The sequence below is a fragment of the Cupriavidus pampae genome, assembly GCF_914271485.1.
Taxonomy (GTDB): domain Bacteria; phylum Pseudomonadota; class Gammaproteobacteria; order Burkholderiales; family Burkholderiaceae; genus Cupriavidus; species Cupriavidus pampae.
In genome coordinates this window covers 63,034-83,922 of the sequence record NZ_CAJZAG010000010.1, presented here as the reverse complement: position 1 = coordinate 83,922, position 20,889 = coordinate 63,034, and the positions used below count along the sequence as shown (strand labels likewise).

Here is a 20,889-nt window from a genome sequence, read left to right as displayed (position 1 = left end):
CTCAAGGGGCTATCTCGCGCCATATATGAGGTATGCCACATAAATCACGAAATAACGGATACCCACATGACAAGGAAGCTTCTGAAGGGCGGACGGGTGATCGATCCCTCCAGCCAACGCGATGGTGTGTTCGATGTGCTGATCGATGGGGGCACCATCGCCGCCATTGGTGACGATCTGTCCGCGACGGCTGGCACCGCGGAGATCATCGACTGCCGCGGCAAGCTGGTGCTGCCCGGCCTGATCGACACGCATGCGCACGTCTATGAAGGTGTGACTGGCCGCTTCGGGCTGAACGCCGACATGTGCGGCGTGCATTCGGGCGTGACCACGCTCGTCGATCAGGGCGGACCGAGCTGCATCACGTTGCCGGGTTTTCGCCAGTACGTGGCCCAGCCCTCGCATACGCGCGTGCTGGCGTTCCTGTCGGCCTATCTGGTGGGTGGGCTAGAGGGGCATTACTACCCGGAGCTCTATCGGCCCGAATGCCTCGACGTGGACGCCACGGTCAAGTCGGCGCGCAGCAATCTCGACCTCGTGCGGGGCCTCAAGGCCCATGCGGAGATCGGCGGCTTTGCGCGCTGGGGCGTAGACGTGATGCGCATTGCCACGCGCATCGGGCGCGAAGCGCAACTGCCCGTCTATATCCACTTTGGACAGCTGTGGCCCAAGCCCGAGGACGGCGCCCTCGCAGTGAATCCTGACTCGATCTTCAATCAGGTGGTGGAGATGCTGAAGCCCGGCGATATCCTCGCCCACCCGTTCAGCCGGCATCCGGGTGGTTTCGTCGAGCTCGACGGCAAGTTGCATCCGCTGGTGCCGGAAGCCATTGCGCGCGGTCTCAAGATCGACGTCGGCCACGGCTCGCACTTCAGTTTCCAGACCGCGCGCATCGTGCTCGACGCGGGCGTCATGCCAGATACGCTCGGCGCCGACATGCATGGCTACAACACTTCGGTGCCGCCGCCGCCGGGCACGCCGGACTTTCATCCCGACGAAGAAGACCACATGTTCAAGGGCAAGTCACGCTTCGGCCTGGTGTCGGCGATGACTAGCATGCTCGCGCTGGGCTTGCCGCTCGAGCACGTGGTGGCGATGGTCACGCGCAACGCGGCCCAGATGATCGGCATGGAAGGCGAGCTTGGCGTGCTCAAGGTTGGCGGCGTCGCGGATGTCAGCGTGCTTGAGGACGCGCGCGGACGCTGGGTGATGCGCGACAACGAGGGCACCGAGGTCGTTACCGACCGCTGGCTCTCACCGAGCTTCTGCCTGCGCGCGGGACAACGTTTCGATGCGCAGTCGCCGATCCTGCCGCTGGCGCAGGCCGCCTGAGGAGCCTGCACGATGACGACGACTGACGATCCGGCCGCGCTTGCACGCCCCTACGACGGTGCGATGTGGCTAGGTGTGCGGCGCCGCGATGCGGTGCTACCCGACCTTTCCGCCAGTGTGCTGCTGCATGCGGGGCCGCCGTTCGCGAGCCCGGACGCGGTGCCGGTGGCCGTCCGCAACGCGGCGATCCAGGCCCTGCTGTATGAGGGACTGGCCTCCGACGCCGCCGCCGCCGCGCGCCTGCTGGCGACCGGCGACGTGACACTCGCCCCGGCACAGGACTACGGAGTGGCCACGCCGCTCGCGCAGGTGGTGTCGGCCTCAATGCCGCTGGCCATGGTCGGCGACGGCAAGTCGTACGCCTATGCACCCCTGATCGAGGGGCCGCCACCCGCGCTGCGTTTTGGCACCCGCGACGCTGCCGCGCGCACGCGCATGGCTACGGTGGCAGCGTGTGGCGTGGAACTGATCGATGGCCGACTGCACACGCAGCCGGTGGCAATGATGCCGCTGATCGCGGACGCGCTCGCCAATGGCGATGATTGCCACGGCCGCACTGTCGCGGCGAACGCCGCGCTTGTTGCGGCGCTCGCGGGCTTGTCCGCAAACGCCCTCGACATGGTGCGCGCGAACGCGGGCTTTGTCCTGCCGATCCTGATGGCTACCGCATGCTGGCATCTGCGTCGTCAGGCATCCGGCGTCGCGGCGGCGGGCGGCAATGGCGTGGAGTTCGGTGTGCGCCTGCATGGTGCGGACACGTGGCATACCGTCTCGGCCGCGCCACCGGTTGGCATCCGCCTGCCCAGCCATGACGCGACCGTCGCGCTTGGCGCGATCGGCGATAGCGCGGTGATCGATTTCGGAGGACTCGGCGGCCAGGCTCTGATGTTCGCGCCCGCGTTGCGCGCGGATTGGCAGCGATGGTTGCCCGCCGATCTGGATACGCGCCGCGCGCGCGTGACCGATGCCGTCTCGGGCATCGTTGACCCGGTTTGCGCACGCGAGGCAGCGTGCATGCCCATCGTCAATCTTGCGATCCTCGATCTCGCCGGCGAGGCGGGTCTGATCGGACGCGGCTTCTACGAAGCGCCGCTCGCGCTGTTCGCATAAGGGAATTGTTTCGCCCCATGTCGTGACTGGCGACGTGTAACACCGTGACATGTCTTTCGGGTTTGGATCGCGTGGACCGACTTCTATAGTTCGTCCCGTTACCGGCACCGCTCTCTGGCGAGGCCGCAGATCCGAACCGAAAGGAGCTCACATGAAATCCCTTACGCTCATCTCCGCCGCCGCGACGCTTATCATCGCCAGCACGCCCGCCTTCGCCAGCTGGAGCGGCCATGGCACTGCCTACACGCCGCATGGCACCTACAACGGCGCGCACACCGCCTCGTGCGGCGGCGGCACCTGCAACCACGCCGGCGGCGCGATCGGCCCCTACGGTGGCATCGGGACCAACACGGGATCTGTCACGCGGACCTCGCCCGGCCAGTTCTCGAACAGTGGCACTGCCACCGGCCCCAATGGCCGCCAGGTCCAGCACGATGGCAGCACCAGCTGTGCCGGCGGTACGTGTTCACATACGGGTGACCTGACCGGCTCCGACGGCCACTCGGCCACCACCTCGGGCAGCGTGACGCGCGATGCGCCGGGGCAGTACAGCTCGAACGGCACCGTCACCACCGGCAACGGCAATACCTATAACCATTCGGCAGCGACCAGCTGCTCCGGCAATACGTGCTACCGCGGTGGCACGGTCAACGGTAGCAATGGCGGCACCGTCGTCCACGGTGGGAGCGCAACGCAGGTCTCGGGTGGTGTGGTCACCACTGGCGGCGGCACGACCGTCGTGCACGGTGGTGTCGTGACAACCGGCAGTACCACTACCGCCGTCGTTGCCACCGGTGGCGTCACGACGGTCGGCGCAACGGTTGCCGTCGCCCCCGCGCCGGCAGTCATCGTGCCGCCTCCGCCGCCGCCGGTGACACCTTACGTGGCGCCGCCGGTCACCGTGTACGCCCCGGCACCGCCGCGGCCCCCGGTCTACGTCGCGCCTGCCCCGCGCGTGGTGTACGTGGCACCGCCCCCGCCCCCGCACGTGGTCTATGTGGCACCGCCGGCACGCGTGGCCGTCTTCGTGCCCGGCCACTGGGTCGGACGCGTCTGGATTCCCGCGCACTACGCGTGAACCCGCGTCAGTCTTGACTACCCTACTTTCAACCCTGGCCGAGGAGAGTCGGCTACCCAACGGAGTCCATCATGAACCGGATGATTGCAGCACTTTTTTTGTGTATCGTTTCGGCAGGTGCCTACGCACAGGCCAGCCCGCAGCCGGCCGCCGCGCCCATTGCGCCGAATGCACCCATTGCGCCGAACGCGCGTATGGAGCGAGCCGAGCAGCAGCTCCAGTCGCGCTTCGCCAGTGCGAACACGACGCGCGACGGCAAGCTCACGCGAGAGCAGGCCGCGGCCGGGATGCCGATGGTCGCGCGGCACTTCGACGAGATCGATACGCAGCGCGCCGGCTTTATCACGCTGCCGCAGATCGAAGCGTTTATGGCGACGCAGATGAAGAGTCGTTGAGTTTTGCCCACCGGTTTCGCCCAACGGAGGTGCGCATGGAGCAGACGAACAGGATCATGGTGCTCGACGATGAGGCCGAGCTGCGCAACATGCTGCAGCGGTTCCTTACCGGACACGGCTTTCACGTGCGCACCGTGGCGGATGGCAAGCAGCTGGACCGCTATCTGCAGCGCGAACCGTACGACCTGCTCGTGCTCGATCTGATGATGGAGCCCGAGGATGGCCTCTCGGTGTGCCGACGCCTGCGCGCGGAAGGGCAGACGATGCCGATCCTGATGCTGACCGCCAAGGGCGATCCCGTCGATCGGGTGCTGGGCCTCGAGACCGGCGCCGACGACTACCTGGCCAAGCCCTTCCTGCCCGATGAGCTGGTGGCGCGCATCCGCGCGCTGCTGCGGCGGCAGAAAATGGCGGCAGGCGATCCCACTGTGACTTCCCAGACCCTGCGCTTCGGCGACTTCGAGTTCGACGTCGGCAAGCAGACGTTGCGCCGCGCGGGGGAGCCGGTGGAAATGCATTCCGCGCAGATGCTGTTGCTGCACGCGCTCGGCTCCTCGCCGAATCGGGCGGTCAGCCGCGACAACTTGCTGGCGCGCGCACGCGGACGTGACCATAACGCGCTCGACCGCAGCATCGACGTACAGATCCTGCGTCTGCGACAGATCCTCGAGGAGGATCCGTCCAAGCCCCGCTTCGTCAAGACGGTGTGGGGCGTCGGATACATGCTGGTGGCCGGCGTGGAGGCGTGATGCGGTTGCTGCCGCGTTCGCTGCTCGCGCGCAATATCGCGCTGCTGGTCGCGCTGGTGGCTTTCACGCAGGCGTGCTCGCTCACGGTGCTGCTGCATTTCGTGCAGCGGCCGCGCATCGAGCGCGCGGCCACGATCTTTGCCGACTACGTCAGGACGCTCGACACCGTGCTGGTATCGATGCCCCAGGATGCGGGGCTGGAGGTGGCGGCGAAACTTGGCGCGCGAACGCAGACGCCGGAAGAGTCTCCGCACCAAGACCACGGCCTGTCCCACTTTTTCGGCATCTGGCAGCGCGAGACCTTTGTCACGTCGCTGCGCGCGCAACTGCCGCCCGACATGCCCGTGCGGTGGCAGAGCGGCGAGATCGAACGCCTCTGGATCCGCGTCCATGTGGCTGGCGAGCCGCGCTGGATCGCGTTACCGATGACGGCCGATGCGCAGGCTAGTGGCATCACCACCACGCTATTTCTTTCGCTCGGTCTCGCACTGCTGGCCGCATTGACGGGTTTGCTGCTGCAACGCTACCTAAGCCGCCCGCTGCAGACACTCGCCAGCGCCGCGCGCGAGGTCAGTGCCGGGCAGACGCCACCGCCGCAGCCGACCGATGGTCCCACCGAAATCGCGCAGGTGAGCCACGCATTCAACCAGATGCTGCAGTCGCTGCAACAGGCCGAAGCGACGCGCGCGCTGATGCTCGCGGGCATCTCGCACGACATTCGCACACCCCTCACCAAGCTGCGCCTCGCCATGGCGATGTCGTTGCCACGCGGTGACGGGAGCGATGCCTTCGTCGCATCGGCGGAGGGCTATCTCGAGCAGATCGACACGATCCTGCAGCAGTTTATGGACTACGCGGGGAGTGGCGAACGCGAGGCGCCGGAGCCGGGCGATCTCAACGCGCTGATCGACCAGCTTGCCTCGGACTTTGCGGGGCTGGGCCACGATTTCGCGCTCACGCTCGGAGATTTGCCACCGGTGCGATTCCGTCCGATCAGCATGATGCGGCTGCTGATGAACCTGATGCAGAACGCCATCGTCTACGGCAAGACCGGATTTGCGGTACGCACGTGGCGTGCGGACGGTATCGCGTATGTCGCGGTCGGCGATCGCGGCAATGGCATTTCACCGGAGGCGCTCGAGCGGCTGAAGGAGCCGTTCAGCCGCGGCGACAACGCGCGCACGCACACCAAGGGTACCGGACTGGGCCTGGCGATCGTCGATCGCATCGCGCGCCTGCACGGCGGCACGCTGCAGTTTCGCGCGCGCGAAGGTGGCGGCATGGAAGCCGTGGTGGCCCTGCCGTGTCCCTGAAATCTGCGTGACATTTGTCGACATAACTGATGCCTGGCGTGTTGCGCCGGTGTTTTCCATACTGGGTCTCAAGCAAACGACGTCACGACCACCGAGACGCCGGCAAGCGAAAAAACCCAGACACGGACTAATACCAGGAGCACATCATGCAAACCACCACCCGCCTCTTCAAGCAAGCCAAGATCGTCGTACTGACCGCTGCCGCCGCAGCCACGATGTTGATGACCGGTTGCGCCAGCGCGCAGACGGCCGATATGAATCGCACCCCGTTCGCCGCCCCGGTGCACGCCGACATCATCTACGTCACGCCGTTCGTCGCCACCACCGACATGGTGCGCCTGGACAGCGGCATGATGAAAAAGGTGACCAGCATGGCCACCGGCGCATCGTCGGGCGACCAACAATATCAGGCTGTGATGGAAGCGCGTGAAGCGGTGGCCAACGAGATCGTCAGCGACCTCCGTGCGAAGGGCCTGAACGCCGAGCGCCTCGACGGTCCGGTACCGGCCGGTGTCAACGCGCTGATCGTGACGGGCGACTTCGACAAGATCGACGAAGGCAAGGCACGCCGCCGTCTGCTGATCGGCCTGGGCGCCGGCAAGAGCGACGTCGGTGCCTCGGTGCAGGTCCTGTACAAGCCGGCCGACGGCGCACCGGTCTCGCTCGAACATTTCAACTCGAATGCCGACAGCGGCCATATGCCCGGTGTCGCGGAAACCGCGGGCGTCGGTGCGGTCGCCGGCCATGTAGCGATGTCGGCCGCGGCAGGCGGGGCGGTACATGGTGTCTCCGAAGGCAAGCACGACACCATCTCGGCCGATGCCAAGCGCCTGGCCGATGCGATCGCCAAGCAGGTCGTCACCGATAACACCGCCAATGGCTGGAGCCACAACGTCACGATGTGATAAATGGTCCTCGGTTAGCCCCCTCATGGATACGATACGTCCGCAAGCCCCTTGAAATACTCTGTAAGCAAGGGGCATTTTCAAACGGCACAGACGTTGCTTACTCTTCCCGTAGAAAAGAAATAAAAAATTCTTTCACATACACAACGGGAACAAGCAATGACATCCACGAAGAAAGGTCTGGTGATAGGGACCGTATTGGCGATGGCCGTCGCGGGCTGCGGCGGCGACGCCGATGCACCGCAGACCAGCAGCACCGGCGGTACCACCACTAACCCCACCAACCCCGCCGACCCCACCACGCCCATCACACCGGTGCGCAGCGTCAAGTTCGATCCCTCGCTGTGCACGCAGCAGGCAGGTGCCCCGTACGGTCAGACAGTTGGCATCGCGGGGACCAACATGATGGTGACGTCCGCCGATGTGAACGCCTCCGCTTCCGGTTGCAAGGTGCTCGCCAACGGCGGCACCGCGATCGACGCGGCCATCGCGGTGCAGGCCGTGCTGGGCGTGGCCGAGCCGTTTGCCTCGGGCATGGGTGGCGGCACGGTAATCACGTACTACGATGCGGCAAGCAAGCAGGTGCGCACGTTCGATGGCTTTTCGTCGTCGCCGGCTGCCACCGGCGGCGTGGCCGATATCTATCGCGCCACGGCGCAGGACATCTCGACCACCGCACCTTACAACCTGTGCAAGACCGGTCTGGTCGCCAACGCGAGCATCTCCTCGCAGCAGGGCAACACCAATATCTCGGCACGTGCAGTGGGCGTGCCAGGCACGCTGTCGGTGCTCGACATGGTGCACAACCTCTACGGCAAGACCGCGTGGAACCAGCTGTGGGACGACGCAATCAAGCTCGCCACGGATGGTTTCCCCATGACGCCATATATGTACGAGACGCTGTACTCGGACTCCGGCGAATTTGACGACGACGGCAATCCGGTTACGGCCGGTTCGGCGGTGTCGGCGTGGGTGAACTCGGCAGGCACGGCCAAGGGCGCCGCGCGCTGCAAGTACCCTGATATCAATGCGCGCTACTGTGACCCGAGCGATGCGGCCAGGCAGAAGCCGTTGCCGATCGGCACGATCATCAAGAACCCCGAGCTTGCGGCGTCGATGACCACGGTGCGTGATGGCGGTGCTGCCGCGTTCTACGATCCGGCCGGCACCATCGCGCCGGCGATCATCAGCAAGCTGACCACCGGCCAGCTGCCGTGCTATTCGCTGCTGCCAGCCGCCGGAAGCGCCGGGTCGCCATCGGTGGCGGGTACCGTCGCCAAGATCCCGAGCCTGATGACAGCGACCGACTTCTCCGCGTATCGCGCGGTGGAACGCAAGCCGCTGGTCGGTACGCGCTTCGGCTTCACCATCTACACGCAACCGTCGCCGTCGTTCGGTGGGGTAGTTCAGCTATATAACCTCGGCTTGCTCGAGCGCAAGAACGTGGCCACCACGACGTTCAACAGCACCGCCTATCTGCATCTGGCGACCGAAGGCAGCCGGCTGGCGAATGCCGACCGTCGCAATATCGTGGGCGATCCGGCATTCTCCAATGTCAACGCGCGAGTGAACACGCTGCTGTCGTCGGCCTACCTCGATTCGCGCGCCGCGCTGATTACCGCCACGGCGCTCGGCACCGTGCCGACCGGCGGCACCGCCGACGGTGTTGCCGCGTTCGCCGCGACCGATCCGACCGGTTACGACACGATGGCCTCGCTTAGTGGCAAGGCCATCAAGCTGCCCAAGGCGGTGCGGACCACGATGCTGGCGAAAAACGAGGCGCCCGCGCACGCCGAGGACTGGAACACCACCAGCAACGTGGCGATCGTGGACGGTTTCGGCAACGCGTTGTCGATGACCACGACGATCAACACGCACTGGGGTGCTCATATCGAGGCGGCCGGCATCATGATCAACAACGCGATGTCGAACTTCTCGGCCAGCACGCCAGGTCTCGATGTGAACGGTTACGCGCCAAACAAGCGTCCGCGCAGCTCGATCTCGCCGTCGATCGCATTCGATGCCCAGGGTCGCGTCCGTCTGGTCTGGGGTTCGGCGGGTGGCGGTCCGATCCCCGACTACATCGTCAAGACCTTCCTTGGCCACGAGATCTACGGCATGGACCTGCAGGCCGCGATCAATGCGGACAACTTCACGGGCCAGAACGGCATCGCGCAGCTGGAGGGTGGCAAGCCGATCACGAGCGAAGTGGCCAACCTGATCTCGACGTATGGCAACACCACCAGCACCGCACAGGTGACGGGGCTGACCAGTGGGCTGAGCGGCATCTCGGTCAGTTATGACGCCGATGGGTTCCCGGTGTACAGCGGTGCCGCCGACAATCGTCGCAACGGGGCCGCCAACGGTTATTGACCGGTCGCGCCGTGCGCCCCTCTCTCCGCAGGGGAGGGGCGCAGCACTATCGTCAGGATTGCGGTCAATGCGGTTACGGGTCCGTTATCATTGGGCGAACATTCACCCTTCCGCCGCCCATGCCATCCAGCCGCATCAGTGAAGAAATCACGTTCCGCAAGCTCGAGGCGCTGCTCGCGTTCATGGAGACCGGCAACCTCGCCAAGGCCGCCGAGGCGCTGGAAGTGAGCACCGTGAGCGTGCACCGTGCACTGCATTCGCTCGAGGAGGGCATGCGCTGCGCGCTGTTTCGGCACGAAGGCCGCAACCTGCTGCCCACCGAGGCGGCTCACGTGCTGGCCGATGTGGCGCGCGACGTGCTCAAGTCCATGGCCGAAGGCATCCGCGAGACGCGTGAGGCCGCAGGCTACTCGGCCGACCAGCTCAAGATCGGTTCGTTGTATTCGTTGACGATTCGCACGGTGCCGCAGGTGGTCATCGGCATCAAGACCCGCCGTCCGGACCTGCAGGCCGAGCTCGTGCTCGGCTCCAATGCGGACCTGCTGTACAAGCTCAAGCAGGGCGCGATCGACGCGGCGCTGACCGGCATGCCCGAGCCCGACCCCGAAATCGAATCGATTCCGTTGTTCGAAGACGACATCTTTTTTGCCGCACCAGCCGATTCGCGTTTTGCGCGGATGGAGGCGATAGACCTTCGGCTGTGCCGCGACGAGCCATTCGTCTCGCTTGGCGAAGGCTTTGTGACGTCGAGCGGCTTTATGGAAGCGTTCCGCATTGCGGATTTCACGCCGAACATCGTCATGAAGGTGGGCGACATCTTCTCGCTGATGAACCTCGTCGGTGGCGGCATTGGCTACACGCTGCTGCCGGGCCGCGTGCGCGACATGGCCGCGGGCAATATCGCGCTCATCCCGCTGACCGCCGAGTTCGACATGAAGCAGACTATCGGGCTCAGTTTCCTGCGCCGGCGCGAGCGCGATCCGAACCTGCTGGCGCTGGCGGCGGTCTGCCGCATGACCCGGATCGCCCGCTAGCGGTTCCGTCGCGCGGGGTTTCACCGAGCGTAACGATTCGACGCAGTGCGTCATTGTTCGCTCGGCGGCGGTTGCGTATCTTGAATGCATCGACAGCACATGCAGTGACGGAGACGCGATGCCAACGCTCAATTCAGACCAGCAATCAGGCCGGCAGTGGGACACCCGCCGCGCGGAGAAACGCCGCCGGCAGGCCCTCGGTGCCCGCTTTGCCGATGGCAAGCTCGTCCCGACCGACGACACCGTGCCGTTTCTGGAGGCCGTGACGGCCTCAGGCGACCGCGTGGTGCTCGAGGGCAACAACCAGAAACAGGCCGACTTCCTGTCGCGCTCGCTGGCGGAAGTGGATCCCGGCAAGATCCACGACCTGCATATGATCATTCCGAGCGTGAGCCGGGTCGAGCACCTGGATCTGTTCGAACGCGGCATCGCGCGCAAGCTGGATTTCGCGTACGCCGGGGCCCAGAGCCTGCGGATTTCCCAGTTTCTCGCCGACGGGCAGCTCGAAGTGGGCGCGATTCACACCTATATCGAGTTGTACGCGCGTCTCTATGTCGATCTGACCCCGCAGGTCGTGCTGATCGCGGGCTACAAGGCCGACCGGGAAGGGAACCTGTACACGGGGGCCAGTACCGAGGACACGCCGGCGCTGGTGGAAGCCGCCGCGTTCCGCGACGGCATCGTGATCGCGCAGGTCAACGAGATCGTGGACGATCCGGGCGACATGCCGCGCGTCGATATCCCCGGTTCCTGGATCGACTATGTGGTGCAGGCCGACAAGCCGTTCTTCTGCGAGCCGCTGTTCACGCGCGATCCGCGCCTGATCAAGCCGGTGCACGTGCTGATGGCGATGATGGCCATTCGCGGCATCTACGAACGGCACAACGTGCAGTCGTTGAACCACGGTATCGGCTTCAACACCGCGGCGATCGAGCTGATCCTGCCGACCTACGGCGAGAAGCTCGGTCTCAAGGGCAAGATCTGCAAGTACTGGACGCTCAATCCGCATCCGACGCTGATCCCCGCCATCGAGAGCGGCTGGGTCGAGAGCGTGCACAGTTTCGGCAGCGAACTCGGCATGGAGAACTACGTGGCCGCGCGGCCCGATGTGTTCTTCACCGGTGCCGATGGTTCGATGCGTTCCAATCGCGCGTTCTGCCAGCTGGCGGGGCAATATGCGGTGGATCTGTTTATCGGTTCCACGCTGCAGATCGATGGCGACGGACATTCATCGACGGTGACGCGGGGCCGGCTCTCGGGCTTTGGCGGCGCGCCGAACATGGGCCATAACCCCGGCGGCCGCCGTCATGCCACGCCCGCATGGCTGGACCTGATCCAGACCGATGACCCGCTCGCGCGTGGCCGCAAGCTCGTGGTGCAGATGGTGGAAACATTCCAGGCCGGCGGCAAGCCGACCTTCGTCGAATCCATGGATGCGGTGCAGGTGGCCAAGGATAGCGGCATGCCGCTCGCGCCCGTGATGATCTACGGTGACGACGTCACGCACGTACTGACCGAGGAAGGCATCGCGTACCTGTACAAGGCGCGTTCGCTCGAGGAGCGTCGCGCGATGATTGCCGCGGTAGCGGGCGTCACGCCGATTGGTCTGCGGCACGATCCGGCGACCACGCGCAAGATGCGTAGCGACGGGCTGATCGCGCTGCCCGAAGATCTCGGCGTGCATCGCGGCGAGGCCACGCGCTCGCTGTTGGCGGCGAAGAGCATGGCTGACCTCGTTGAATGGTCGGGTGGCCTGTACGAACCGCCCGCACGCTTCAGGAGCTGGTAATGACACGGGCCATGCTGAGTCATACCCGGCTCGATGCCGACGCGCTGGCGTCGCCGCTGCGGGCCACGCTGCTGGCCGGCCTGGCGGTCGGCGCGTTGCTCGATGAAGCCGAGCTTGCGCCCAAGCCCGGACTCGTCGATGCACGGGGCAACGGTGCGCACGCGGACCTTACGCTCGCGTTGATGCGCACCTCCGCCTATAGCTTGCGCCCAGGGTTTGCGGCGATGGCCACGGCCGCGCTGGAAGCGGGCGTGCCCGATCGGTGCCTGCGCGAGCAGCTCGGCGCGCTGGGCCGCGAGGCCGAGGCCACGATGATGGCGGCCACCGGTGGCATCAATACACATCGTGGCGCCATCTGGTGCCTCGGGCTGCTGGTGGGGGCTGCGGCGCTGGCGTCGCAGCGAGGACCGCGCATGGAAGACGGCAGCGTCGATGCGCGCGCCGTGGCCGATATTGCCGCAGCCATCGCCAGCCATGCCGATCGTCAACGCCCCGCGCACACCGGCAACAAGGGTGAGCTCGCCTGCCGCGTGTATGGCGTGAGCGGGGCGCGCGGTCAGGCGGAGGCGGGGTTCCCGCACGTGATGCGCCATGGTCTGCCGACGTTGCACGCCAGCCGCGCGTGTGGCGATGCGGAACCGAGCGCGCGCGTCAACGCATTGCTCGCGATCATGGCCACGCTCGACGATACCTGCGTGCTGGCCCGCGCGGGTCGCGAAGGACTTGCGTATATGCAGGCCGGTGCGACCGCCGTGCTCGAAGCCGGCGGCGTGGGCACGCTGTGCGGCCGCCGTCAGTTGCGTGCGCTGGAGGCCGGCATGCTCGCGCGCCGGGCATCGCCCGGCGGCGCTGCCGATCTGCTGGCCGCTACCCTATTCCTGGACCGCCTGCCGCGGTGCACAGACATACACGGAGATTGATGATGGAACGACTCCAGTTCGAATATCCCGCCGGCGAGCCGACGACACAGCGCGTGCTCGTGGGTGTAGTGGGCTCCGGCGATCTCGAGGTGCTGATCGAACCGGGCGAAGCCGGCAAGACCGCGATCGACGTCACGACGTCCGTCGATGGCTACGGCAAGGTGTGGGATGCGCAGCTATCGCGCGTGTTCCGCGCCGAGCCACGCGTGGCGATGCGAATCCGCATCCACGACTTCGGCGCTACGCCGGGCGTGGTGGGTATGCGACTGGCCGAAGCGTTCGAGCAGCTCGATGCCACGTCGGGCGGTACTGGCAAGGAGGCATCATGACGCAAGGCACATTGCTATCGCGCGAGAGCTTTGTCGAACTCGGCGCGCGCGCGCGCGCCCAGGCACTGCTCGATCCGGGCTCGTTCCGCGAACTCGCGGGGCCGTTCGACGGGCTGGTGTCGCCATGGCTGGAACGGCAGGGCGTGGTGCCGCAGGGCGACGATGGTGTGATCGTCGTCAAGGGCACGATCGGCGGTCATCCGACTGTTGTGCTCGCGATCGAAGGCGCGTTTCAGGGCGGCAGTCTCGGCGAGGTCGGCGGTGCCAAGCTTGCCGGCGCGCTCGAACTTGCGGCCGAGGACAACCGGCAGGGCATTGGTACGCGCGCGGTGATTCTGTTCGAGACCGGCGGGGTGCGGTTGCAGGAAGCGAACCTTGGCCTCGCCGCCATTGCGGAGATCCATGCCGCGATCGTCGATCTGCGGCGTTATCAGCCAGTGATCGGTGTGATCGCGGGCACGGTCGGTTGCTTCGGCGGCATGTCGATTGCCGCGGGGCTGTGCAGCAAGCTCGTGATGACGCGCGAGGGGCGGCTGGGTTTGAATGGTCCGGCCGTGATCGAGCAGGAAGCAGGGATTGCCGAATACGATTCGCGCGACCGGCCGTTTATCTGGAGCTTTACCGGTGGCGAGCAACGGCTGGCCACGGGGCTGGCCGACGTGCATGTCGACGATGACTCGGCGGCGATCCGCGCGGCGATAGCGGCGTTGGTGGCCGAGGCGCCGAGCGAAGATGCGCGCAGCCGCAGGCAGGACGATTACCTGCGTCGGCTGGCCGATTACGAGCCGTCGTCGCAACCGGAACCGAAGACCGTGCGCAAGCTTTACGCGCAGGGCACGCAAGGAGGCAAATCATGAGCAACGATGCAGCAGGTAGCCAGCGCGGAGAGGCGTGGCTGGCGGCACTGACGGTCGGTGCGCCGCGCTTGTCGGGCTATCCGCGCTCGGTGCAGGTGGTCGATGCACAGATTGCCGGTGCGCCGGCGCGTTTCATTGCGGTCGTGCCAGATGCCGAAAGTCCATTCCCGCGCGCGCGGCACGGTGAAGTCGGCCTGCTCGAAGGCTGGTCGCTGGCGCGTGCGGTGCAGGAAGTGATCGCGGCCGATCGCGATGTACCGGTCAAGCGACCGATCATCGCGATCGTCGATACGCCCAGCCAGGCGTATGGCCGGCGCGAGGAAGCATTCGGCATTCATCAGTCGCTGGCGAGCGCGGCGGATGCCTATGCCACCGCGCGCCTGAACGGCCATCCGGTGGTGGCGCTGCTGGTGGGCAAGGCAATGTCGGGCGCGTTCCTCGCGCACGGCTATCAGGCCAATCGTCTGCTTGCGCTTGCGGATAGCGGCGTGCAGGTGCACGCGATGGGCAAGGAAGCGGCCGCGCGCATCACGATGCGGTCCGTGGAGGCGCTCGAGACGCTGGCTGCCACGGTGCCGCCAATGGCCTACGACATCGACAACTACGCATCGCTGGGGCTGCTATGGAAGACGATTGCGGTGGCACAGGCTACGGCGCCCACGGCCGACGATCTGGCGACGGTGCGCGGCACCATCGACGCGGCCCTGGCCGATATCGCGGCCGATCCGCAGCGCGACCTGCGCAGCCGGCTCGGTGGCAAGAATCGTCAGGCCTCGTCGCGCGTGCGCGAATGCCTGGCCGCGCAGTGGCGCGGATAGTCCGATGCGTATGCCGCGGCCGCATGACCTGATCTGGCTACGCGATCCGCAGGCGTTCGTGGCGGAAGCCGCGGCAGAGTCCTGGCCGGAGTGGGCCGATGCCGCGTGGCTGGCGCGCGCGCCGGTGGTCGTGCGGCGCGATCATGACGACGCGGGTCGCATTCCGGTTGGACTGCGCGGCGTCACGCGCGCGCAGCGGTATGGCGCGTGGTTGCCTGCCGAGCAGTGCGCGCGCGTGGTCACGCCGGGCGAGGTCGCGCGGCAGGCGCGCTGGCGCGACCATCCGCGCCGCGACGAGATCCCGGCGCTGCATGCACTGGCGCAGATCTCGCGCAGCCTTGATGCACATGCTGCGGCGGGGCACTGGCATTGGGGGCTGACAGGGGCGGCGGGTTTCAGTCTTGCTTCTGGCATTGACGTGCTGCATGCGGGCAGCGATATCGACCTGCTGATCACCGCGCCCATGCCGCTCTCGCATGACGACGCGCAGTGGCTCGCGGATCTGGCGCTGAGTGCGCACGGCGTCCGGCTCGATATCCAGATTGCCACGCCATATGGTGGGTTTGCGCTCGCGGAACGCCTGCGTACAGGCGGCCGGGTGTTGCTCAAGACCGATCGCGGTCCGGTACTGTGCGAAGACCCGTGGCGACCCGTGGTTCCGACCAACGCGACCAACGCGACCAACGCGACGAGCGCACCATGAGCACGTTGCTGACATTTCCGGGGCAGGGCGCGCAACGCGCGGGCATGCTCCACGTACTACCCGATCATCCGCGCGTCGCGCGTACGCTTGACGAGGCGAGCGAGGTGCTCGGCCACGACATCCTGGCGCTGGATACCGCTGAAGAACTCGCTTCGACGGTATCGGTGCAACTGTGTCTACTCGCCGCGGGGGTGGCGACGGCGCGCGTCCTGACGGACGCGGGCGCACAGGTGGATGCCGTGGCCGGGCTGTCGGTCGGCGCGTACCCGGCGGCTGTGATCGCTGGCGTGCTCGACTACGCCGATGCGGTGCGGCTGGTTGCATTGCGCGGCAAGCTCATGGAGGACGCGTATCCGCACGGCTATGGCATGACCGCGATCCTTGGGCTCGAGCAGTCAGCGCTAGAGCGCATCATCGCGGCAGTGCATGGCGCGCAAACGCCCGTGTTTCTGGCAAACCTCAATGCGCCGGCGCAGTTGGTGATCGCCGGTGAGGCGGCGGCGATGGCGCGGGTCGCAGCACTGGCGTTAGAGGCCGGCGCACACGCGGCCAAGCCGGTGGCGATCGCCGTGCCTTCGCATTGCGCGCTGCTCGCGCCGCAGGCAGCGACGCTCGCGCGGGCGTTTGCCGAGGTGACCCTGCGTCGGCCCGCGCTACGCTACTTCAGCGCGAGCGCCGCACGGCAGTTGCGCGATCCAGCGCGTATCGCGGAAGATCTGGCCGCGAACATGGCCATGCCAGTGCGCTGGCACGACACGATGCAGCTCGCGCGTGAATCCGGCATGCGGCTCGCGGTCGAAATGCCGCCCGGCAACGTGCTGACGCGGCTCGCCACAGGCGAGTTCGAAGTGGCGGTGGCCTGTGCCGATACGCGCATGGACAGCGTGCTCGTGCTGGCCGCGCGATATCGCGACCAGTAGCGCGACACATAGCGCTACACATAGCGCGACCAGTAGCCTTTACACCATCCCTTCCTCGATCCAGCGTTTCTTGTCGCGCAATGGCGGCGCGCCGAACAGCCGGCTGTATTCGCGGCTGAACTGCGACGTACTCTCGTAACCGACCGCATGCGCGGCCATGGCCACCGTAACGTCGCCAGCGATCATCAACCGCCGCGCCTCCTGCAGGCGCAACTGCTTCTGATACTGCAGCGGCGACATCGCGGTGACCTCCTTGAAGTGGAAATGCAGCGACGACGCGCTCATATGCAGATCGCGCGCGAGCGACTCCACGCGCAGCGGCTGCGCATAGCGTTCGCGCAATAGTCGGATCGCGCGCGCCACACGATGCAGCTGGCTGTCCTTGAGTGCGCTCTGTCGCAACAGCGTGCCCTGGCCGTTCATCAGCAACCGATACAGCAGTTCGCGGCGCACGAGCGGCGCGAGAATCGGGATATCGCGCGGCGTTTCCAGCAGCCTCAGCAGCCGCAACACCACATCGAGCAAGGTGGCATCGAGCCGCTGCACATACATGCCGCGCGAGGCGTCGGCCGGCGCCGGTGGCGGCAGATGTTCGTCGCCGATCAGCGCGCCAATTTCCTCCGGATCGATCGCCAGCCGCATGCCGAGATACGGCTGCGTCGGGCTGAAGACCGAGACCTTCGACAGCACCGGCAGATCGACCGATGACACGAGGTAATGCATCGGATCGTACTCGTACACCTCGTCGCCAATCAGCAGCCGTTTGGATCCCTGCGCAATGACCGCGAACGCGGACTGCTGCAGCACGTGCTTGGGCGTGCCCGGATGGCAGATGCGGTGAATCGACAGCCCCGGCACCGCCGTGTCGGTCGAACCCTCGAGTTCGCCCGTCAGCCGCGTCAGCAGCGTCACCAGCTCGGCACGTGCCGGATCCTCCCGGGACGGCGCGGCAGGCACCGAGACGGGCAAGGTCGTCATAAGCGAGGGCGGCGAAAGCTGGGCGGTCGAAGGCATGGACAGTAGGGGGCAGGGGCGCGGAAAAGTCAGGAAAACAGCCGGCAACAGCAACTGCATGCAGCTTATACCGGAATCCATTACTGCCGAATCCTCCAAATGCAGGTCTGGAGAATCGTGCAAAAAGACAATAGGATCCGGCACCTCAGCAAGGGGGCACTGTTCGCATAATTCGCCACCGGCCGACGGGTGCCCTGCGAGTGCGGGGAACTGTCAGGCTGCGCAACCTTGCAGGAAAGGAGTCGAATCCATGCGTTACAACACTCTCGGCAATACAGGCCTGTTCGTCTCGGAACTCTGCCTCGGCACCATGACATTCGGTGGCGATGGCGCGCTGTGGAGCCAGATCGGCACCGTGCAGCAGGCGGAGGCGGACCAGATCGTGGCGAGCGCGATCGAGGCCGGCATCAATTTCATCGACACCGCCAACGTCTATTCGGACGGCGGCTCGGAGGTCATCCTTGGCCAATCCCTGCGCAACCTCAACATTCCGCGCGAGAACGTGATCATCGCGACCAAGGGCTTCGGCGAGTCCGGCACGCGCGGCATCAACTCGCGCGGCCTGTCGCGCCATCACCTGCTCGATGCGGCCAAGGCCAGCCTTGCGCGCATGCAGCTCGACCATATCGACCTTTACCAGTTGCACGGGTTCGATCCGGCCACACCCATCGAGGAGACGCTCCAGGCGCTGGATCTGCTGGTGCGACAGGGGCATGTACGGTATGTCGGCGTTTCCAACTGGGCCGCATGGCAGATCATGAAGGCGCTTGGCATCTCGGAACGCCGCGATCTGCCGCGCTTCGCCTCGCTGCAGGCGTACTACACGATCGCCGGCCGCGACCTCGAGCGTGAGATCGCGCCGATGCTCCAGAGCGAAGGCATGGGCCTGATGGTGTGGAGCCCGCTGGCGGGTGGACTGCTCAGCGGCAAGTACGGGCGCGACCGCGATGCGCAGGCCGGCAGCCGCCGTACCACGTTCGACTTTCCTCCGGTCAATGTCGAACGCGCCTACAACGCGATCGACACGATGCGCGCGATCGCGGACACGCGCCGGGTGTCGGTGGCGCAGATCGCTCTGGCCTGGCTGCTGCATCAGACGGTAGTCACGTCGGTGATCATCGGCGCGCGCCGTACCGACCAGCTCGAAGACAATATCGCGGCCACGCGCGTGCGCCTGACCCCAGCGGAGCTGGAGGCGCTGGACAAGGTCAGCACGATGCCGTCCGAATATCCGGGCTGGATGCTCGAACGTCAGGGCGAGCGCCGTCTGCAGCAGCTTGCCGCGGCCCACGCACGCTGAAGACCGTGGCTCGGCAGGGTTATTGGAAAGTCGCTAAGATGGGCAACTTGTAGTTTTACAGGTTACACATCATGTCCCAATCCCTGAAGATCGACGTTGTCTCCGATGTGGCGTGCCCATGGTGCGCCGTCGGCCTGGCCTCGTTGCAGCGGGCGCTCGAGCAGATCGGCGACGAGGTATCCGCGGAAATCGTGCTCCATCCGTTCGAGCTCAATCCGCAGATGCCGCCGGAAGGTGAGCCGATCGTCGAGCATATCGGCCGCAAATACGGTCGCACCGAAGCGCAGGTGCTCAGCGCGCAGGCGGAGATTCGCGAACGGGGTGCGAGCGTTGGCTTCCGGTTTGGCGCGCGCACGCATATCTACAACACGTTCGATGCGCACCGCCTGCTGCAATGGGCGCGTGAGGAAGGGCCGGAAGGCGCGCAGCTGGCGCTCAAGATGGCGTTGCTGAGCGCCTACTTCGGCGACAACAAGGACATGTCGAACCACGCCGTGCTGCTGGATGCGGTGGACGCGGCGGGCCTCGATCGCGCGCAGGCGCGCAAGGTGCTCGACGAGGGCACCTATGCCGATGAGGTGCGCGACGAAGAGTCGACATACCAGCGCATGGGCATCCAGTCGGTGCCGTCGATCATCTTCAACGACAAGTACCTGATCACCGGGGGTCAGCCGCCCGAAGCCTTCGAGCGCGCCATCCGCGAAATTGTCGCGAAGTCCGGTACGCCGGACTGAACGCACGATCCCGTCGCGCTTCGCTATATTCCTGCGTGGGCGATTTCAGGTGGGGATGCGGTTGCCGTATACAATCCCGGACCACATTCCCCACCCACGCAGTCTCCATGTCCGACACTACCCGGGCCTTTCTGCTCGGTCCCCTGCTGAAGGGCGTCTCGCGCTCCTTCTACCTGACCATGCGTGTGCTGCCTGCCGGCATGCGCGATCCGGTCGGACTCGCCTATCTGCTTGCGCGCGCGGCTGACACCATTGCCGATACCACGCTGGTTTCGCCCACACGACGACTGGCGCTGTTGATGGCGTTTCGCGACGAGATCCTCGGTGAGACTCCCGCCGACGCGCCGCTCGAACCGGTCGCGGGGCAGGGTGCGAGCCGCGACCAGCTGCTGCGGCAGCTGCAGGCGGAAGTTGGCAGCGGGGAGATCCAGTCGGATGAGCGGACCCTGCTCGAATCGCTGGGCCCGGCGCTCGACGTGCTGCAGCAGCTCAGCAGCCCCGATCGTCAGGCGGTGCGCGAGATCCTGGCCACATTGACCAGCGGCATGGAATTCGACCTGCGCACGTTTCCGGACGAGAACGCGGGCGAGATCGTCGCGTTGCGCGAGGCCGAGGCGCTCGATCGCTATACCTACCTGGTCGCCGGCTGCGTCGGGGAATTCTGGACCACGATGACCTACGCGCATCAGCCGGGCACGCTGCGCGAGGCGCCCGAGGTGATGCTCGCGCGCGGCGTGCGCTTCGGCAAGGCGCTGCAGATGACCAACGTGCTGCGCGACTGCGGCAAAGACCTGCGGATCGGGCGCTGCTATCTGCCGCTCGAACTGTTGACCCCGCTCGGGCTGACGCCACAGGATCTGCTCGGCCCCGACGCCTCGCGGCGCGCGCGCCCGTTGCTGGACGCACTGCTGCGCAAGACGCTCGATCACTACCGCGAGGCACTGGCCTATACGCTCGCCATCCCGCGTGGCGCGGTGCGCCTGCGGCTAGCCTGCCTGTGGCCGATCTTCATTGGATTGGAAACGCTGGTGCTGCTCGCGCGCAATCCCGCGTGGCTCGAGCCGCGACAGGCCTCGAAGGTCCAGCGCAACGACGTCTACCGGATGCTTGTGTACTCGTTGACCACGGTCAGCTGGGACGGCCGTATTCGCAACTGGGCGGAGCGGCTGATCGCGCAGATCGAGGCCAGCCTCCGTCACTGAGTGGTCAGGGCCGC

20 protein-coding genes are annotated in these 20,889 nt (G+C 66.1%); 19 read left to right on the top strand and 1 reads right to left on the bottom strand.

Annotated elements, in window-relative coordinates; genetic code table 11:
• Positions 1-66: 66 nt before the first annotated feature.
• From LDO41_RS24390 to mdcH, 16 genes are all read left to right on the top strand, one after another.
• The gene (locus LDO41_RS24390) at positions 67-1,332 is read left to right on the top strand and encodes an amidohydrolase/deacetylase family metallohydrolase (protein ID WP_223992996.1); all 1,266 of its coding nucleotides are present in this window, start codon (positions 67-69) and stop codon (positions 1,330-1,332) included.
• 12 nt (positions 1,333-1,344) lie between these two features.
• Positions 1,345-2,442: an oxamate carbamoyltransferase subunit AllG family protein gene (locus LDO41_RS24385; RefSeq protein WP_223992995.1), complete on the top strand. Its 1,098-nt coding sequence runs from the start codon at positions 1,345-1,347 to the stop codon at positions 2,440-2,442.
• 151 nt (positions 2,443-2,593) lie between these two features.
• Positions 2,594-3,520, top strand: coding sequence for a hypothetical protein (locus LDO41_RS24380; protein ID WP_223992994.1), 927 nt, complete (start codon positions 2,594-2,596; stop codon positions 3,518-3,520).
• A 71-nt stretch (positions 3,521-3,591) separates the two neighbouring features.
• A complete protein-coding gene (locus LDO41_RS24375; RefSeq protein WP_223992992.1) occupies positions 3,592-3,915 on the top strand; it encodes an EF-hand domain-containing protein in 324 nt (107 codons plus the stop codon).
• 35 nt (positions 3,916-3,950) lie between these two features.
• A complete protein-coding gene (locus LDO41_RS24370; RefSeq protein ID WP_223992990.1) occupies positions 3,951-4,664 on the top strand; it encodes a response regulator in 714 nt (237 codons plus the stop codon).
• Entirely contained in the window at positions 4,664-5,977 is a 1,314-nt protein-coding gene (locus LDO41_RS24365) for an ATP-binding protein (RefSeq protein ID WP_223992988.1), read from the top strand. Before LDO41_RS24370 ends, LDO41_RS24365 begins: the two co-directional genes overlap by 1 nt.
• Positions 5,978-6,123: 146 nt before the next feature.
• Entirely contained in the window at positions 6,124-6,882 is a 759-nt protein-coding gene (locus LDO41_RS24360) for a DUF4410 domain-containing protein (RefSeq protein WP_223992986.1), read from the top strand.
• A gap of 159 nt (positions 6,883-7,041) precedes the next feature.
• Positions 7,042-9,255, top strand: coding sequence for a gamma-glutamyltransferase family protein (locus LDO41_RS24355; RefSeq protein ID WP_223992984.1), 2,214 nt, complete (start codon positions 7,042-7,044; stop codon positions 9,253-9,255).
• A gap of 119 nt (positions 9,256-9,374) precedes the next feature.
• Entirely contained in the window at positions 9,375-10,289 is a 915-nt protein-coding gene (locus LDO41_RS24350; RefSeq protein ID WP_223992983.1) for a LysR family transcriptional regulator, read from the top strand.
• Between the two features lie 118 nt (positions 10,290-10,407).
• Positions 10,408-12,078 carry a malonate decarboxylase subunit alpha gene (mdcA, locus tag LDO41_RS24345; RefSeq protein WP_223992981.1) on the top strand — a complete coding sequence of 557 codons (1,671 nt, stop codon included), beginning with the start codon at positions 10,408-10,410 and terminating at the stop codon, positions 12,076-12,078.
• An 11-nt stretch (positions 12,079-12,089) separates the two neighbouring features.
• Positions 12,090-12,998: a triphosphoribosyl-dephospho-CoA synthase gene (locus LDO41_RS24340; protein ID WP_223992979.1), complete on the top strand. Its 909-nt coding sequence runs from the start codon at positions 12,090-12,092 to the stop codon at positions 12,996-12,998.
• A gap of 2 nt (positions 12,999-13,000) precedes the next feature.
• Positions 13,001-13,327 (top strand): malonate decarboxylase subunit delta, encoded by a 327-nt coding sequence (locus tag LDO41_RS24335; RefSeq protein ID WP_223993416.1) that lies wholly within the window; start codon positions 13,001-13,003, stop codon positions 13,325-13,327.
• Positions 13,324-14,184, top strand: a complete 861-nt coding sequence (locus LDO41_RS24330) for a biotin-independent malonate decarboxylase subunit beta (protein WP_223992977.1) — start codon at positions 13,324-13,326, stop codon at positions 14,182-14,184. Before LDO41_RS24335 ends, LDO41_RS24330 begins: the two co-directional genes overlap by 4 nt.
• Positions 14,181-15,002, top strand: coding sequence for a biotin-independent malonate decarboxylase subunit gamma (gene mdcE / locus LDO41_RS24325; RefSeq protein ID WP_223992975.1), 822 nt, complete (start codon positions 14,181-14,183; stop codon positions 15,000-15,002). The genes LDO41_RS24330 and mdcE overlap by 4 nt, the downstream gene beginning before the upstream one ends.
• A 4-nt stretch (positions 15,003-15,006) precedes the next feature.
• Positions 15,007-15,705, top strand: a complete 699-nt coding sequence (locus tag LDO41_RS24320; protein WP_223992973.1) for a malonate decarboxylase holo-ACP synthase — start codon at positions 15,007-15,009, stop codon at positions 15,703-15,705.
• The gene (gene mdcH, locus LDO41_RS24315; protein WP_223992972.1) at positions 15,702-16,625 is read left to right on the top strand and encodes a malonate decarboxylase subunit epsilon; all 924 of its coding nucleotides are present in this window, start codon (positions 15,702-15,704) and stop codon (positions 16,623-16,625) included. Before LDO41_RS24320 ends, mdcH begins: the two co-directional genes overlap by 4 nt.
• Before the next feature lie 39 nt (positions 16,626-16,664).
• On the opposite strand, the gene LDO41_RS24310 is transcribed toward mdcH, so the two are convergent.
• The gene (locus tag LDO41_RS24310) at positions 16,665-17,603 is read right to left on the bottom strand and encodes an AraC family transcriptional regulator (RefSeq protein ID WP_223992970.1); all 939 of its coding nucleotides are present in this window, start codon (positions 17,601-17,603) and stop codon (positions 16,665-16,667) included.
• A gap of 286 nt (positions 17,604-17,889) precedes the next feature.
• Here LDO41_RS24310 and LDO41_RS24305 point away from each other — a divergent pair, with 286 nt between their 5' ends.
• From LDO41_RS24305 to LDO41_RS24295, 3 genes are all read left to right on the top strand, one after another.
• A complete protein-coding gene (locus LDO41_RS24305; RefSeq protein WP_223992968.1) occupies positions 17,890-18,939 on the top strand; it encodes an aldo/keto reductase in 1,050 nt (349 codons plus the stop codon).
• A 71-nt stretch (positions 18,940-19,010) separates the two neighbouring features.
• Positions 19,011-19,673 carry a DsbA family oxidoreductase gene (locus LDO41_RS24300; RefSeq protein ID WP_223992966.1) on the top strand — a complete coding sequence of 221 codons (663 nt, stop codon included), beginning with the start codon at positions 19,011-19,013 and terminating at the stop codon, positions 19,671-19,673.
• 107 nt (positions 19,674-19,780) lie between these two features.
• A complete protein-coding gene (locus LDO41_RS24295) occupies positions 19,781-20,875 on the top strand; it encodes a phytoene/squalene synthase family protein (protein WP_223992964.1) in 1,095 nt (364 codons plus the stop codon).
• Positions 20,876-20,889: the final 14 nt, after the last annotated feature.

What these genes read in the sequence shown, in the direction of transcription:
- LDO41_RS24310 (WP_223992970.1), bottom strand. Translation starts at nt 17,603, where the DNA reads ATGACGACCTTGCCCGTCTCGGTGCCTGCCGCGCCGTCCCGGGAGGAT.
- LDO41_RS24340 (WP_223992979.1), top strand. Translation starts at nt 12,090, where the DNA reads ATGCTGAGTCATACCCGGCTCGATGCCGACGCGCTGGCGTCGCCGCTG.
- LDO41_RS24320 (WP_223992973.1), top strand. Translation starts at nt 15,007, where the DNA reads ATGCGTATGCCGCGGCCGCATGACCTGATCTGGCTACGCGATCCGCAG.
- LDO41_RS24390 (WP_223992996.1), top strand. Translation starts at nt 67, where the DNA reads ATGACAAGGAAGCTTCTGAAGGGCGGACGGGTGATCGATCCCTCCAGC.
- LDO41_RS24365 (WP_223992988.1), top strand. Translation starts at nt 4,664, where the DNA reads ATGCGGTTGCTGCCGCGTTCGCTGCTCGCGCGCAATATCGCGCTGCTG.
- LDO41_RS24370 (WP_223992990.1), top strand. Translation starts at nt 3,951, where the DNA reads ATGGAGCAGACGAACAGGATCATGGTGCTCGACGATGAGGCCGAGCTG.
- mdcA (WP_223992981.1), top strand. Translation starts at nt 10,408, where the DNA reads ATGCCAACGCTCAATTCAGACCAGCAATCAGGCCGGCAGTGGGACACC.
- LDO41_RS24335 (WP_223993416.1), top strand. Translation starts at nt 13,001, where the DNA reads ATGGAACGACTCCAGTTCGAATATCCCGCCGGCGAGCCGACGACACAG.
- LDO41_RS24330 (WP_223992977.1), top strand. Translation starts at nt 13,324, where the DNA reads ATGACGCAAGGCACATTGCTATCGCGCGAGAGCTTTGTCGAACTCGGC.
- LDO41_RS24375 (WP_223992992.1), top strand. Translation starts at nt 3,592, where the DNA reads ATGAACCGGATGATTGCAGCACTTTTTTTGTGTATCGTTTCGGCAGGT.
- LDO41_RS24295 (WP_223992964.1), top strand. Translation starts at nt 19,781, where the DNA reads ATGTCCGACACTACCCGGGCCTTTCTGCTCGGTCCCCTGCTGAAGGGC.
- mdcH (WP_223992972.1), top strand. Translation starts at nt 15,702, where the DNA reads ATGAGCACGTTGCTGACATTTCCGGGGCAGGGCGCGCAACGCGCGGGC.
- mdcE (WP_223992975.1), top strand. Translation starts at nt 14,181, where the DNA reads ATGAGCAACGATGCAGCAGGTAGCCAGCGCGGAGAGGCGTGGCTGGCG.
- LDO41_RS24305 (WP_223992968.1), top strand. Translation starts at nt 17,890, where the DNA reads ATGCGTTACAACACTCTCGGCAATACAGGCCTGTTCGTCTCGGAACTC.
- LDO41_RS24380 (WP_223992994.1), top strand. Translation starts at nt 2,594, where the DNA reads ATGAAATCCCTTACGCTCATCTCCGCCGCCGCGACGCTTATCATCGCC.
- LDO41_RS24350 (WP_223992983.1), top strand. Translation starts at nt 9,375, where the DNA reads ATGCCATCCAGCCGCATCAGTGAAGAAATCACGTTCCGCAAGCTCGAG.
- LDO41_RS24385 (WP_223992995.1), top strand. Translation starts at nt 1,345, where the DNA reads ATGACGACGACTGACGATCCGGCCGCGCTTGCACGCCCCTACGACGGT.
- LDO41_RS24300 (WP_223992966.1), top strand. Translation starts at nt 19,011, where the DNA reads ATGTCCCAATCCCTGAAGATCGACGTTGTCTCCGATGTGGCGTGCCCA.
- LDO41_RS24355 (WP_223992984.1), top strand. Translation starts at nt 7,042, where the DNA reads ATGACATCCACGAAGAAAGGTCTGGTGATAGGGACCGTATTGGCGATG.
- LDO41_RS24360 (WP_223992986.1), top strand. Translation starts at nt 6,124, where the DNA reads ATGCAAACCACCACCCGCCTCTTCAAGCAAGCCAAGATCGTCGTACTG.